We start from the raw sequence: 15,186 nt of genomic DNA on the forward strand, positions 1-15,186 counted from the left end.
CTGTACTCCAAAACGGCCCGATACGGCCCTCGAAACCTGGCAGTCAGTCGCGATCCGCAAGCGTCACTTCGACGCCCCCGACCAGGTCGGACGACAGGTTGTAGATGAACGATCCGATGGTCGTGAGGGCCGTGAACAGCACCATGTTGATGATGCCGATCACAGCTGCGTAGCCGAACACCTGGCCAGCGCTGACCAAACCGCCGTCACCGGATTCGTTCACGATTTCGGTGAACGCGCTGTTGAGGCGATCCCACACACCCATGCCGTCGAGCACCGCGTACAGCAATCCGACAGCGACCATCCACACGAAGAAAAGCGACACCGCGATGACGAGCGAAATCTTCAGAGTCGACCATGGATCGATCTTGCGGAGCTGGATAGTCGCACGCAGCGGCTCACCATCTTCGCGTGCTGCCACCACCAGTGGTTGTGCAACCTTCTGCGTCTCGGAAGTCGGCTCCGAGTGCCGGACCTCCGACAGATCCGGCATGTCCTTCGCCAGGTCCTTGCGCTCGATGTGCCGCGTCGGACCGTCGATCCCGGCAGCCTTCGTTTTGGCCGCATCGCGTCGCTGCGTCCGGTCGGCCGGGTTCTCCTGCTCGGGGTAGCCGGCAGGAGCAGTGCGGGGCGCGTCCTGCGTCGGTGCACCCTGCGCGGAAACGGCCTGGCCCGGGGTTGCTGCCGGAAGGCTTCCCCCTCGAGCCGACAGGTTCGTCTGCGGTTGATTCTGCGGTGACCGGGCGTTCTGACCCTGCTGCGGCGGTGCCTGCTGAGCTGCACTCTGCTGGGGCGTCGACCCGCGCTGCCACGGCGGAGCGCCCTGCGTCGAGCCGTTCCCTTGCACCGACGCGCCCTGAACCGAAGAGCCCGGCGCAGAAGGACCCTGCGTCGATGGACCCTGTGCGGATGGACCCTGTGCGGATGGACCCTGAACAGGTGTGTTCTGGACCGGTGTGCTGCGAACCGGTCCGGACGGCGGCTTCTGGAATGCAGCGGTCGCTGGCTGTCCTACGTCGCCGGACCGGAGAGGGTCGATCGGACGATCCTCGGCACGAGGAGCATCCGGCCGCGGAGCATCCGGACGGCGGACCTCACCGCGAGGAGCATCAGGGCGTGGGGGCGCAGGCCTGTCGGCTTCCACGCGTGGAGCGGCCTCGGTAGGAGGCTGCTGCGCCGCCGTCGGTGCGTCCGGGCGGCGTTCGGCGGACGGCACCTGGGGACGCTCGGGAGTCTTCGGACCGGACGCAGACGGACGCGCAGGCTGGCCGTTACCGGGACGCTCGGGCGTTTGCCCGGCCGCTGGATTCTCGGCACGTGGCGCCGGTCGACCCGGAGCCTGACCCGAGCCGTTCGGTGGCCGAACCGGCGGCCGGTTGCCTCCGGCCGCCTGCGGCTGCGTTCCAGGCCGAACAGCCGGTTGCGGCCGAGCGGAAGTCCGCGGCTGCTCGCCCGGTTCGTTCGATGGAACGGGCCTACTGCCAGGCCTGTTGGGAGTGCTCACTTACGACTCCTTCGGTACTTCGTCTTCGGCGGAGACTGCACCCGGCTCCGGATCGTGTTCGTCGGCGTTACGGGCAATAGCGAGAAGTGTGTCGCCTTCCCCGAGATTCATCAACCGAACGCCCTTCGTCTGCCGACCAGCCTTCCGAACCTGCTTCGCTGCGGTCCGGATTACGCCGCCACCGGAGGTGATTGCGTACAGCTCGTCATCGTCGTCGACGATGAGAGCCCCCACCAGGGTGCCACGCTTCGGGTCGTACTGAATTGTCAGCACGCCCTTTCCGCCACGTCCCTGCTGCGGGTAGTCCTCCATTGCGGTGCGCTTCGAGTACCCGCCCGAGGTCGCGACCAGCAGGTACTTGCCCTCACGGACGACGTTGAGCGACAACAGTTCGTCCTCGCCGTTGAAACGCATGCCTTGGACACCCGAGGTCGCGCGGCCCATCGGACGCAGAACCTCGTCGGTTGCCGAGAACCGAATCGATTGCCCTTGCGCAGATACGAGCAACAAGTCGTCGTCCGAGGACGCGAGCACTGCGCCGACCAGTTCGTCTTCGCCTCGCAGGTTCACTGCGACGATTCCGCCGCTGCGGTTGGAATCGAAATCGGTCAGCTTGGATTTCTTGACCAAGCCTCCCTTGGTGGCGAGCACCAGGTACGGCGCATCCTCGTACGTCTGAATCTGGATGACCTGCGCGATGCGTTCATCGGGTTGGAATGCCAGAAGGTTGGCGACGTGCTGGCCGCGGGCGGTCCTGTTCGCCTCTGGAAGCTCGTACGCCTTGGCTCGGTAGACCCGGCCCTTCGTGGTGAAGAACAAAATCCAGTCGTGCGTGGAGCAGACGAAGAACTTGCTGACGATGTCGTCCTGCTTGAGGCCCGCCCCCTGGACGCCCTTTCCTCCGCGCTTCTGCGAGCGGTAGAGATCCGTCCTCGTCCGCTTGGCGTAACCGGTTTCGGTGATGGTGACGACGACGTTCTCACGAGCAATGAGGTCCTCGTCGTTGACGTCTCCGTCGCTGGCGATGATGCGAGTACGACGGTCGTCGCCGAACTTCTCGACGATCTCGGCCAACTCGTCACGCACAATCTGCCGCTGGCGCTCTGGTTTGGCCAGGATGTCCTGCAGTTCGGCGATCTCGAGCTCGATCTCGGCCAACTCGTCGATGATCTTCTGACGCTCGAGGGCAGCCAGGCGACGCAACTGCATCGCGAGAATGGCATCGGCCTGGATCTGGTCGACATCGAGCAGTTCGATCAGGCCTGCACGCGCAGCATCGACGTCGGGTGAACGACGGATGAGGGCGATGACCTCGTCGAGAGCGTCCAACGCTTTGACCAGACCGCGCAGGATATGAGCCCGTTCCTCCGCTTTGCGGAGTCGGTAGCGCGTGCGGCGAACAATGACATCGAGCTGATGCGCCACGTAGTAGCGAATCATCTGATCCAGACGCAGTGTCCGTGGGACACCGTCGACGATCGACAGCATGTTGGCGCCGAAGCTCGTCTGCAGCTGCGAGTGCTTGTAGAGATTGTTCAGCACGACCTTGGCGACGGCGTCACGCTTGATGGTGACGACGATGCGCATGCCGACGCGGTCCGAGGACTCGTCGTCGATCTTGGAGATCCCACCGAGCTTGCCGTCGCGGACTTGCTCGGCGATCGAGGTGATCATGTTGTCCGGGTTGACCTGGTACGGCAGCTCGGTGATCACGATGGTCGAGCGTCCGTTGGAATCCTCTTCGATCTCGACCACGCCGCGCATACGGATCGATCCGCGACCGGTCGAGTAGGCGTCCTGGATTCCCTGTCCACCGACGATGAGTCCGTGTGTGGGGAAGTCCGGCCCCTTGACGCGTTCCATACATGCGGCGAGTGTTGCTTCTTCGTCGGCCTCGAAGTTGTCGAGTGCCCAGAAGACGGCTTCGCCGAGTTCACGCAGGTTGTGCGGCGGAATGTTGGTGGCCATACCGACGGCGATGCCGTTCGAGCCGTTCATCAACAGGTTCGGCACGCGCGACGGAAGTACGGTCGGCTCTTGGGTTTTGCCGTCGTAGTTGGGGATGAAGTCGACGGTTTCCTCGTCGATGTCGCGCAGCATCTCCATCGCGAGCGGCGTCAGGCGCGCCTCGGTGTAACGCATGGCGGCAGCGCCGTCGTTTCCGCGGGAGCCGAAGTTGCCCTGACCGTCGACCAGTGGGTAGCGCATCGACCACGGCTGTGCGAGACGAACGAGCGCGTCGTAGATCGAGGTGTCGCCGTGTGGGTGGTAGTTACCCATCGTTTCGGCAACGGGTCGTGCCGATTTCACATAGCTGCGGTCGGGACGGAAGCCCGAGTCGTACATTGCGTACAGAACTCGGCGGTGAACCGGCTTGAGTCCGTCGCGTACTTCGGGAAGCGCGCGACCGACGATGACGCTCATGGCGTAATCGATGTAGCTGCGCTGCATCTCCTGCTGAATGTCGACCGGATCGATCCGGTCGCCGCCTTCGGCGTTCGTCGTCTGTCCGGGTGGCCCGACAGGAGGCTCGGTAATGTCCGACATCAATTCTCCTCTATCAAAATCTTTGTGGCGTAAGCAGATTCAGGAACGTGGAAACCGCATCACACGTCCAGGCTTGTCACACATCCAAGAAACGAACGTCTTTGGCGTTGCGCGCGATGAAACTACGTCGGGCACTGACGTCTTCACCCATCAACACGCTGAACAGTTCGTCTGCAGCAGCTGCATCGTCGAGGGTGACCAACCGCAGAACGCGTACCGACGGGTCCATCGTGGTTTCCCACAGTTCCTTGGCGTTCATCTCGCCGAGGCCTTTGTAGCGCTGGACACCGTCCTCGACATTGATCTTGCGCTTGTTGGCGATGCCGGCTTCGAGTAGTCCGTCGCGCTCACGATCGGAGTACGCGAAGTCGGGTTCGCCCCGGCTCCACTTCAGCTTGTACAACGGCGGCATGGCCAGGTACACGTGACCGTGTTCGATGAGCGGCCGCATGAAGCGGAACAGCAATGTCATGAGCAGCGTCGAGATGTGCTGGCCGTCGACGTCGGCGTCGGCCATCAGGACGATCTTGTGGTAGCGCAGCTTGGTGATGTCGAACTCGTCGTGAATACCGGTGCCGAACGCGGTGATGATCGACTGGACCTCGTTGTTCTTGAGGACGCGGTCGATGCGTGCTTTCTCGACGTTGATGATCTTTCCGCGGAGCGGAAGAATTGCCTGGAACATCGAGTCGCGGCCCGATTTCGCCGAGCCACCTGCGGAGTCGCCCTCCACGATGTAGATCTCGGACTTGGCAGGATCGTTCGAGCGGCAGTCTGCCAGCTTGCCCGGTAGGCCGCCGATATCGGTTGCGCTCTTGCGCCGCACCAATTCTCGTGCTTTGCGGGCGGCCATCCGTGCTTGCGCGGACGACACGGCCTTGTTGATGATCGTCTTGGCGTCGGCCGGATTCGACTCGAACCAATGCGACAGGTGCTCGTTGCAGGCCTTGAGGACGAACGATCGCACTTCGGTGTTGCCGAGCTTGGTCTTGGTCTGTCCCTCGAACTGCGGTTCTCCGACTCGCACGGAGATGACCGCGGCGAGTCCCTCACGGATGTCGTCGCCGGTGAGGTTGCCGTCTTTCTCCTTGACGAGCTTCTTCTCTTTGGCGTACTTGTTCACCGTCGCAGTGAGCGCGGTGCGGAAACCCTCTTCGTGGGTGCCGCCCTCGTGCGTGTTGATGGTGTTGGCGAAGGTGTGGACCGATTCCGAGTAGCCGGCGTTCCACTGCATCGCGATCTCGACCTCGTGGCCCTCACCCTTACCGGTGAAGCCGACGACCGAGTTGTGGATCGGCGTCTTCTTGGCGTTGATGTGCTTGACGAAGTCGACCAGGCCGTCCGGGTAGTGGTAGGTCCGTTTGCGCGCCTTCGTGGGCTTGGCGGCCGCTGCTTCCGCCTCTTCTTCTTCCGCCGACTTGGGCGCGAGGGCGGTTTCGCCCAGCTCCTCCTCGGTTGCGTCCGTGTCCGCGACTCGCTCGTCGACGAAGTTGATGGTCAGTCCCTTGTTCAGGAACGCCATCTCCTGGAGGCGACGATGCACGGTATCGAAGCTGAAGTCGAGAGTCTCGAAGATCTTGCCGTCCGGCCAGAAACGGACGATCGTGCCGGTGTCCGTCGTGTCACCGACGGTTTCGAGCGGCCCGGGCTTGGCGTAGTTGTACGTCTGGGTGTAGCGATGTCCGTCGCGCGCGATCTGCAGTTCGACCTTGGTCGAGAGGGCGTTGACTACCGAGATGCCGACGCCGTGAAGACCACCGGACACGGCGTACGAGTCGGAGTCGAACTTGCCGCCCGCGTGCAGCTGGGTCATGACGACCTCGACGGTGGGTACACCGGAGGAGTGCGTGCCGACGGGGATTCCTCGGCCGTCGTCCTTGACCTCGACGCTGCCGTCCTCGTGAATGGTGACGTCGACGGTGGAGGCGTAACCGGCCATGGCCTCGTCCACAGAGTTGTCGACGACTTCCCAGATCAGGTGGTGGAGGCCTCGCTCACCGGTGGACCCGATGTACATACCGGGCCTCTTGCGGACTGCTTCCAGCCCTTCGAGCACGGTGATCGACGAAGCGCCGTAATCCTTGTTGTCGGTCTTACCTGACTTCTCGGCAGCCACGGTTCGGTTGTTCTCCTTCTGCGCGTCGAAAGACCCCCTCGCACCACACGGTGCTGCTGCGTACGCACCTGGTGGTGCCACCGCACGAGTCGACTCCACGTCCGTGCTCGACCGGGTGGTCTGGCACGTTCGGCGGAGCCGATCCGAAGGGTTTCTCTGTTACCGGTCCATCCTACTGGTACCTACCGACGGCATGGGGACGATGACACCCCGAATTGGCCCCTGAATGCCTCACAGACGGATTTTCTCGCGTGTCCGCGACAAAGATGGAGGGTCGATCGACGATAAGACTGCTACAGGTCAAGCACGATCCGTCCGCCCTCGGCGCGCGAGACACAGATCAACATCTCGCTCTCCTGCTCTTCGGGAGTCAGTCGAGATTCACGATGGTCCGGCGTACCGCTGAGCACACGGGTTCGGCAGGTTCCACAGAATCCCTGCTGACACGAGTACGCGACATCGGGCTTGATTTCCCGAATTGCCTGCAGCGCAGTCGTATCCGACGGAACGGTGATTATCTCGCCGGTGTCGACCAACTGAACTTCGAATTCGACACCACCGCGCACCGGAGGAGGGGAGAAACGTTCGAAGTACAGATGGGTCGCGGGCACACTGTCGAAGGCACGCCGAACCGCATCGATCATCGGAGGTGGGCCACAGCAGTAGACGGCGCCGGTTCCTGCTCGTTCGAGGAGCTCGGGTCCGGTGGCTATTCCAGCGGCATCGTCGGTGCGGATCGTGACACGGCCGGGCGGCAGCGCCTCGATCTCGTCGAGAAACGGCAGCGACTCCCGTGAGCGACCGCAGTACACGAGATGCCAATCCATTCCGGCCGCGTTCGCCGCACGCACCATCGGCAGGATCGCGGTGATACCGATGCCGCCTGCCACGAACACCGCGTTGCCACGCGGAACGAATGGAAACCCGTTCCGTGGACCTCTGACCGTCACCGCTGCACCCTCCTCGAGGGAGTGCATCTCGGTAGAACCTCCGCCGCCGTCCGGAATGTACCGAACCGCAACGGTATACGTATTTCGTTCGGCCGGATCGCCGCACAGAGAGTACTGGCGCCGACGCCCCGACGGCAGTGTGAAATCGAGGTGCATACCGGGTGTCCACGCCGGAAGATCCGCGCCATCGGTCGACGCGAAAGTCAACCGAACCACCGCGTTGTCCTCACACAGAATCTCGCGGCTCGCGAGTGTCAGCGGAATCGCCCGGATCACCGGCGGCGAGGCATACGCGTCGTCGTAACGGCCGCCGTCGAGCAGTGCGAACCATTTGTCGAGCGCATCAGTGACGATCGACACCGTCTGATCCGGCACTCCTCGCCCGTAGAGGTTCTGCGGAATCGACCGACCTTGTCGAAATGTCTCGACCGTCGCGGCCATGTCCTTCAGCCGTCGTCGGAAGCCCATCTCCGCCCTCACCGAGCTGCGGCGCGGGCTGCAGGCGACGTCGCCAGGTACTCGACGGCCTGTTCGGTCGACCCTTCCTGCGAAGGGTGGTAGCCGCTCTTGAAGTACCGAAGTGATGCTTTCCAGATCGACATCGGCCCCGGAAACAGCCCGCGCCTCGCTACACGTCGATAATCACGAACAGACGGCCGACGCTTCTTCGGTGGCAGATGTGCCAGCGTCGGATCCTGGTCCATCAGGAACCGGACTCCACGAGCCCAGAACCACACGAGCGTGGGTGCAATCGCAACGTACGTTCGGAGCCGGCGAGCGGGACGAACATCGAAATATTGCATGACCTCGAACGCGACGGACCGATGCTCGACTTCTTCGGCACCGTGCCAGCGCAGCAGATCCAACATCGTCGGGTCGAATTCCACTGCATCGAGTTCGCGCGCATTCAGCACCCAGTCACCGAGAAACGCCGTCAGATGCTCGACCGCTGCGATCAATGCGACACGCTCGACAAGGCTGTTTCTGCTGTGGCCACTGCGGTTGCCGAGGGCTCGTCCGAACAGGAACTGCATCTGCTCGACGTAGGGCTCGACGTCCATGCCGTGTGCGGTCAACGAATCGAGCACTTGTGTATGGGCAGTCGCGTGCATGGCCTCCTGCCCGATGAACCCGATGACGTCGTCACGGAGTTGTTCGTCGTGAATGAGAGGCAGCGCTTCCTTGAAGGTGCGTACGAACCATTCCTCTCCCTCGGGCAGGAGCAGGTGCATCACATTGATCAGGTGCGTGGCCAGCGGGTCATCATCGACATAGTGCAGCGGCAACTTCGTCCAGTCGAAGGACACGTTTCGTGCTTGGAGCACGACTCGGTCCTCCGCCTCCCCGGCACTGCCGGGCTTGACGGTTGTGTTCGAATCCTCGGGTGAAGACACACGATCCCTTCGTAGTTTCGAGCTGTCACAAACACCGGTCCCGACTCGCCGTTTGTTATCGATCACGGAAACGCTACGCAACGAGGGCACACATGAGCAACCAAGATCACTCTGGCACACACGTGTGACCTTGGCTATTGTGACGATTCACTGCCCTCGGCCACCTCTACCCGTAGGTATCCCGAGGACCGCGACCCTTGATGTGACGATCGCCCTTGCGCCAACTCTTCGTCGTCGGACCGTGGATCTTCAACGACGTCACGACGCCGTGGCCCACCGCAGCCGCGATCTTGGCCAGGATCTGAGCCTGCATCAATCGAAGTTGAGTCGCCCAGGCCGTCGACTCGGCGGTCACACTCAGTATGCCGTCCTCCAGCTTCATCGGTAGCGCATGCGACGCGATGTCCTCGCCCACCACCGTCGGCCACCGTCCGAGGACGGTGCCCTCGGCTACTTTGTCCGACCAACCCCGCTTCTGTGCGATGGATCCGGCGAGCGATCCAAGAGTCTGAGGATCACGATCGTCCGGGCCTGGACCCGACCATCCGCGTTTTCGTCGCCCACGCAGCGCCCTGACCCCGCCCGACGGCGACGATCTTCCCTGACCCACCGACTTTCCGCTGGCCTTGGCTGCGGCCCGTGCGTCTTCGAGCGCGCGTCGAGCAAGATCGATACCCTTCAGCTCCGGCTCCTGCCCAGGGTCGACAGATTTGTCGTGAGTTCCGCCGCCGCTCTCGTTCACAGTTCCGCCCCCTCTACACGATCCACTGCCGAGATGGTCGAGATTCTCGCTGAATCATGTTGTACAGCTTGAACTCCCCAACGTCGAGCGTCCAGTTCGGGCGGAACGTCCTCGGCGACAGCGGCGGTGATCAAGACCTGTTCTGCGTCGGCTGCCACCGCGGCCAGAGCGCTTCGCCTCTTACGGTCGAGCTCGGCGAACACATCGTCGAGCATGAGGACGGGATCCGTTCCTTCGGCGCGTAGTAGTGCAAACGCGGCAAGTCGCAGCGACAGCGCGAACGACCACGATTCACCATGGCTTGCAAAGCCTTTCGCCGGCTGATCGCCGAGAACCAATTCGAGGTCGTCCCGGTGCGGACCGACCAGACACACTCCGCGCTCGATTTCGCGCTGTCTCATCTCGTTGAGTTGATGCAGAAACGCCGCTTCGAGTACTTCCACGTCGTCCGCCTCGGGAGCACGGCCGGGGTCTGCGAATTCGGGCGGCAGCGCTTCTCCCAAACTGCTGCGGTATCTCACCGCAGCCGGCCGTGACTCGGGCGCGATGGATGCATAGGAGTCGGCAATGAACGGAAGCAGTTCGTGCACAAGTCCAATGCGAGAAGCAAGCACATGAGCGCCGTGCGCGGCGAGGTGACCATCCCAGACGTCGAGTGTCGCAAGAGCGCTCGCGCCGTCGCTCGAGCGCGACCCTCGGCGCAGCGCGCCACCCGCTGTCTTCAGAAGCGCCGATCGCTGACGCAGCACTTTGTCGTAATCGGCTCGTACCGAAGCCATTCGAGGCCGGCGCGTAGTCAGTAGTTCATCGAGGTAGCGCCTACGATCTCCCGGATCACCGCGTACCAACGACAGATCCTCCGGTGCGAAGAGAACGCTGTGCAGCACGCCGAGGATCTCCCGCGGTCGTCGCACCGGGGAGCGATTCATCCTCGCCTTGTTGGCTTTTCCCTCGAGCAGCTCGATGTCGATGGTGAGTTCGCGACCGAGATTGACCACCGACGCACTGGCGAACGCACGATCGGCTCCTGCCCTGATCATCGGTGCATCCGAGGACACTCGATGCGAAGAGAGTGTCGACAGGTATCCCAGGGACTCGATCAGATTGGTCTTGCCATGTCCGTTCGGTCCGACGAACACCATCGACCCCGGAGTCAGATCGATGGTGACGTCGTCCCACGAGCGAAAATCACGCAGGGTGAAGGAGCGAACGAACAAGATCTATTTCTTGGGGTCAGGTGCGCGAAGCGTCTCTTCGGTAGTCGCGCGTTTGACCGCGTGCCCGCCGAACTGATTCCGCAGGGCGGACACTGCCTTCATTGCGGGAGAATCGTCTTGCCTGGACGCGAACCGTGCGAACAGTGCCGCGGAGATCACGGGGGCCGGCACCGCGTGCCTGATCGCCTCTTCCACTGTCCATCGTCCCTCGCCGGAATCCTCTGTGTACCCGGAGATTTCACGGAATTCTGGATCCTGCGCCAAGGCTTGCACGAGCAGATCGAGCAACCACGATCTGACGACGGTTCCCTTGCTCCACGCCCGCAGAACACCGTGTGTGTCCTCGACGAGGTCTTCGGCCTCGAGCAGCTCGTAACCTTCGGCGTACGCCTGCATCAGTCCGTATTCGATCCCGTTGTGCACCATCTTGGAGTAGTGGCCTGCACCGACCGGCCCCGCATGGACGAATCCGTTGGCGCGCTCGCCCTCGGGCCGCAGAGCATCGAAGATCGGAAGCGCGCGCTCGACGTCGGCAGCGGATCCACCGACCATCAGTCCGTAGCCGTTCTCGAGGCCCCAGACCCCACCGGACACGCCTGCATCGATGTATCCGATGCCCTTTTCTGCGAGAAGAGCTGCGTTGGGGCCGTCGTCGGTGAACCTCGAGTTGCCACCGTCGATCACGAGGTCGCCCTTCTCGAGGGCATCGGCGAGACCGGTGATGGTGCTGCGAGTGATATCACCCGACGGCACCATGACCCATACGACGCGCGGCGCGGCCAACGCCTGCGCCAGGCCCTCGAGCGACGGTGTGTCCGTCACTTCCGGCCTCGGGTCGTATCCGATGACTTCGTGGCCGTGAGCGCGTAGACGCTCACGCATGTTGAAGCCCATTTTTCCGAGTCCGACCAGTCCCAGCTGCATGCGGAGTGTCCTTCTCTAGTGTGCCGCCGATGGTGAGGGTGAAGCGATCACTCCCACGGTACGTACCCGATCAGCCCGGGAGTCGAACCGGCATCAGCAGATACGTGTACGCACTCTGCGGTGCCGCGAACTTCCCCGAAGCGTCGGGTACCAATTCATCATCCGTCGTCGGACGCAGAACCGCAGGCCTACTGGGCGTCGTGAATCCGAATGTGACCTTCTCGCTGTGCAACGACGACAGTCCGTCGATGAGGTAGCCCGGGTTGAAAGCGATGGTCAGTGCCTCGCCCTGGAAGTCGGCCATCAGTGCTTCCTCGGCTCGACCTGCGTCGTCGCCGCCGGCGGAGAGCAGAACCCCTTCGGAGGAGAACTCGAGCCGAACCTGGGCACCACGCTCGGCAACGAGTGCCACGCGCTTGATCGCTTCGACGAGCGGAGCGATCTCGACGACGGCGACGGCCGTGTGCTCGGGAGGGAGCAGCTGACGAAACTTGGGGAAGTCGGCGTCGAGCAGACGTGTTGTCGTCCGTCGGCCACCGCTGATGATGCCCAGAAGACCGTCCGCACCGACGGACGAGCCCGATCCGAGGGCAAGTTCCACGGGCGAATTGGCATTGCCGGTCAACGTCTTTGCCGATTCCGACAAGGTTCGAGCCGGAATGAGAACCTCGGTCTTGGTTTCCCCGCCCACCGGCATCCACTCAAGCTCACGCACTGCCAGACGGAAGCGGTCGGTTGCTGCCAACACGACGGTCGTCCCGTGAATCTCGACCCGGATCCCGGTCAGCATCGGAAGCGTGTCGTCCTTGCCTGCGGCAACTGCGACCTGGGCGATGGCCTCGGAGAACACATCCACGGCGACGGAACCCGTTTGTGTCGGCAGTTCGGGAAGCTGGGGATAGTCCTCGACCGGCATCGTCGGAAGCGAGAATTTTGCGCTACCACACGTGATGAGCACCCGGGTGCCGTCGACACCGACGTCGACGGGCTTGTTCGGCAACGATTTGGTGATGTCGGCGAGCAACTTGCCCGACACGAGGACTCGGCCCGGCGTCGCGACCTCGGCCGAAACTTTGACCTGAGCCGAAACCTCGTAGTCGAAGCCCGAGACTGTCAGACCGTTTTCGTCGGCTGCGAGAAGAACACCACCGAGAACCGGCACTGGAGGCCTCGAGGGCAGGCTTCGAGCAACCCAGGCAACGGAATCGGAGAAATCTTCGCGAGCAACGCGAAACTTCAGACTTCCAAGCTCCATCGCTCGGTCTTTCCTCTCGTTCGGCAGCGGTCGATCTCGAAGTGGTGGTCTTCGGTGAGCGCCGTGTGCGCTCGGTTACCGGTGCATCGAAGAGTCTGACACAACCGGCAGATGCACACCGTATGCCCTCGACGACCAACTTGAAAGCCGAACGTCTCCGTTCACACGTCGGTTCAGCGCTGTGCGGAGAGGGCTGTGAAGCGATCCTTCCCCAACACCTGTTTTCAAAGAGATTTCTTCAAGGAGAAATTCTCAGTATTAATAGGTCCTGTGGAATCTGTGTACGCGTGTGATTCTGCCCAGGTCGTCAGGCGTGGTGTCGTGGGGATGAACTCTGCACCAATCGGCGGCAAAGATGGGGCGGCCTGTGGACCAATGACACTCCGTGCACAGGCGCTCACAATTCATCCCCAGATGTGCGCATCTATCCACATGGTTATCCACAGGTGTGAATCAATGGAGAGAAGTACAGAAATTGGTCCGAGATCGGCCTAATTTCGTCGGGGTTCGAGAGCACGAAGCAAGTCGGGGCGCGAAAGCAGATGGGCTCGAAAGAGCGTCAGAGGGCGGGCCGCACGAGCGGCCCGCCCTCTGACGACGTCGTAGATCTTCGCTTTATCTCTTCGAGCGCTGTTTGATCCGAGCAGTGAGTTCCTGGACCTGGTCGTAAACCTTGCGCCGTTCGGTCATCTCTTTGCGAATCTTCTTGTCCGCGTACATCACAGTGGTGTGATCGCGACCGAACGTCTGACCGATCTTCGGCAGCGAGAGGTCTGTCAACTCGCGGCACAGATACATGGCAATCTGCCTAGCCATGGCGAGCGCACGAGCCTTGCCAGGACCGCGCAGGTCCTCGATGGATGTGTTGAAGTACTCGGCGGTGACGGCCATGATCGTCGCCGCATTGATCTCGAGGCTCGTCGAATCCGGCATCAAATCGCGTAGGACGACCTCGGCGAGCGTCAGGTCGAGTGCCTGGCCGTTCAACGAGGCGAATGCGGTGACACGAATGAGCGCACCTTCGAGTTCACGAATATTTCGTTCGATGCGCGACGCGATCAGCTCGAGCACGTCGTGCGGAACGTCGAGTCGGTCCATCCTCGCCTTCTTGCTCAGAATCGCGATACGCGTTTCGAGCTCCGGCGGCTGGACGTCGGTGATCAGACCCCACTCGAACCTCGTACGCAGGCGCTCCTCGAGCGTCGCCAACTGTTTCGGTGGCCGATCGGACGAGACCACGATCTGTTTGTTGGCGTTGTGCAGGGTGTTGAAGGTGTGGAAGAACTCTTCCTGGATTCCTTCTTTGCCCTCGATGAACTGGATGTCGTCCACCAGAAGTACGTCGGTTTCTCGGTAGCGACGCTTGAACGCGACCTTACGGTCGTCACGAAGACTGTTGATGAAGTCGTTGGTGAATTCCTCGGTCGAGACGTACTTCACGCGCATACCGGGGAACAGTCGTTGAGCGTAGTGACCGGCTGCATGAAGCAGGTGTGTCTTGCCGAGTCCCGACGCTCCCCACACGAAGAGCGGGTTGTACGCCCTCGCGGGGGCTTCGGCGATGGCCACGGCTGCGGCATGCGCGAAACGGTTCGAGGCTCCGATGACGAACGTGTCGAACGTGTACTTGGCATTGAGGCTGCCCGCCCCCGGCGTCGAACTCGATGATTCGGGCGGCTTGGTGAAGTAGGTGGGCCACGAGTTCTGGACGCTGGCGAGGGCCTCTCGTTCGTCGTCCACCTCCTCGTAGTCCGCAGTCTCGGAATCGGAGGGATCGTCGTCGGTGCTGGTGAGGAAGCGTCGTCGATACGTCGGCGAACTCTGCGGCTCCGGATGAGCTGGACGCTCGGGCTCGATCTTGTCGTCCTCGGGTGCCGAAATCCGGACGCCGAGACCCTCGACGCCTTGGCCGAGGTGACGTCCAAGTGCATGAAGGATCGGTTCGCGGAGATCGCGTTCGATTGCTTCCTGAGCAAAAGACGACGGAACAGCGAGAAGTGCGAAGCCTTGCGTCAGGGTGAGGGGCTCGACCAAAGCGAGCCAGGCCTTCTGCCCCTTGGTCAGCGGTTGCCCGCTGTGCCTGTCGGACGTCAACTCCGTGACAACCTCTGGCCAGACGCGCGCCAGCGCACCCGGATCGTCGTTCACGGTGCCTCCCATTCGGACTTACAAAGCAAGATAAGTGGACGTACGCGAAATCGGTGTTGCCGAAGTACACGTGTACCGCGCACGGTTCGACTAACGTCCCCGTCGACGAGCGTCGGGGGAGCCATACCGGATCGGTGCGCATGCGCCCGGTACGAATATGCCACCTGGCGCGTCTTTCCACACAATTATCCACAGGTGTGGATGAACGACATCCGTGTGACCCAAAACCTTCGTTTTACGAACATCTAGCCGTTCATAAGGGGTTCTACCTGCGGCGTTGTGAGAATCTCAATTCTCGAGCTACGACCGCACCCTGTGAATGGATCGAAATGTTCGGTCGAAAGTAGTTATCAACATGGCCTCGTCCCCAGCCTTGTGGATGAATGACA

At 62.2% G+C, this 15,186-nt stretch carries 10 protein-coding genes; all 10 read right to left on the reverse strand.

All coding sequences use genetic code 11. From position 1 onward, the window contains the following. Window positions 1-43: 43 nt before the first annotated feature. Window positions 44-1,504 (reverse strand): DUF3566 domain-containing protein, encoded by a 1,461-nt coding sequence (locus D8W71_RS03550; protein ID WP_236077690.1) that lies wholly within the window; start codon window positions 1,502-1,504, stop codon window positions 44-46. Next, on the reverse strand, window positions 1,505-4,051 hold the full coding sequence (gene gyrA, locus D8W71_RS03555; RefSeq protein ID WP_121111050.1) for a DNA gyrase subunit A: 2,547 nt from the start codon (window positions 4,049-4,051) through the stop codon (window positions 1,505-1,507). Window positions 4,052-4,127: 76 nt separating this feature from the next. Further along, window positions 4,128-6,167, reverse strand: coding sequence for a DNA topoisomerase (ATP-hydrolyzing) subunit B (gyrB, locus tag D8W71_RS03560; protein WP_121118509.1), 2,040 nt, complete (start codon window positions 6,165-6,167; stop codon window positions 4,128-4,130). Between the two features lie 293 nt (window positions 6,168-6,460). After that, complete coding sequence (locus D8W71_RS03565) at window positions 6,461-7,558, reverse strand: PDR/VanB family oxidoreductase (protein ID WP_236077691.1); 1,098 nt, start codon at window positions 7,556-7,558, stop codon at window positions 6,461-6,463. Window positions 7,559-7,593: 35 nt separating this feature from the next. Then, window positions 7,594-8,511 (reverse strand): metal-dependent hydrolase, encoded by a 918-nt coding sequence (locus tag D8W71_RS03570; protein ID WP_121111055.1) that lies wholly within the window; start codon window positions 8,509-8,511, stop codon window positions 7,594-7,596. A 166-nt stretch (window positions 8,512-8,677) separates the two neighbouring features. Then, window positions 8,678-9,253, reverse strand: a complete 576-nt coding sequence (locus D8W71_RS03575) for a DUF721 family protein (protein WP_121111057.1) — start codon at window positions 9,251-9,253, stop codon at window positions 8,678-8,680. Beyond that, window positions 9,250-10,470: a DNA replication/repair protein RecF gene (recF, locus tag D8W71_RS03580; protein WP_121111059.1), complete on the reverse strand. Its 1,221-nt coding sequence runs from the start codon at window positions 10,468-10,470 to the stop codon at window positions 9,250-9,252. The genes D8W71_RS03575 and recF overlap by 4 nt, the downstream gene beginning before the upstream one ends. A gap of 3 nt (window positions 10,471-10,473) precedes the next feature. Beyond that, window positions 10,474-11,394 (reverse strand): phosphogluconate dehydrogenase (NAD(+)-dependent, decarboxylating), encoded by a 921-nt coding sequence (gnd, locus tag D8W71_RS03585; RefSeq protein WP_121111061.1) that lies wholly within the window; start codon window positions 11,392-11,394, stop codon window positions 10,474-10,476. A gap of 70 nt (window positions 11,395-11,464) precedes the next feature. Continuing rightward, window positions 11,465-12,649 carry a DNA polymerase III subunit beta gene (dnaN, locus tag D8W71_RS03590; RefSeq protein ID WP_121111063.1) on the reverse strand — a complete coding sequence of 395 codons (1,185 nt, stop codon included), beginning with the start codon at window positions 12,647-12,649 and terminating at the stop codon, window positions 11,465-11,467. Window positions 12,650-13,264: 615 nt separating this feature from the next. Beyond that, window positions 13,265-14,797, reverse strand: coding sequence for a chromosomal replication initiator protein DnaA (gene dnaA, locus D8W71_RS03595; RefSeq protein WP_121118511.1), 1,533 nt, complete (start codon window positions 14,795-14,797; stop codon window positions 13,265-13,267). Between the last annotated feature and the right edge of the window lie 389 nt (window positions 14,798-15,186).

It is taken from the genome of Rhodococcus sp. P1Y, assembly GCF_003641205.1.
In the GTDB taxonomy this organism is placed as follows: Bacteria; Actinomycetota; Actinomycetes; order Mycobacteriales; family Mycobacteriaceae; genus Rhodococcoides.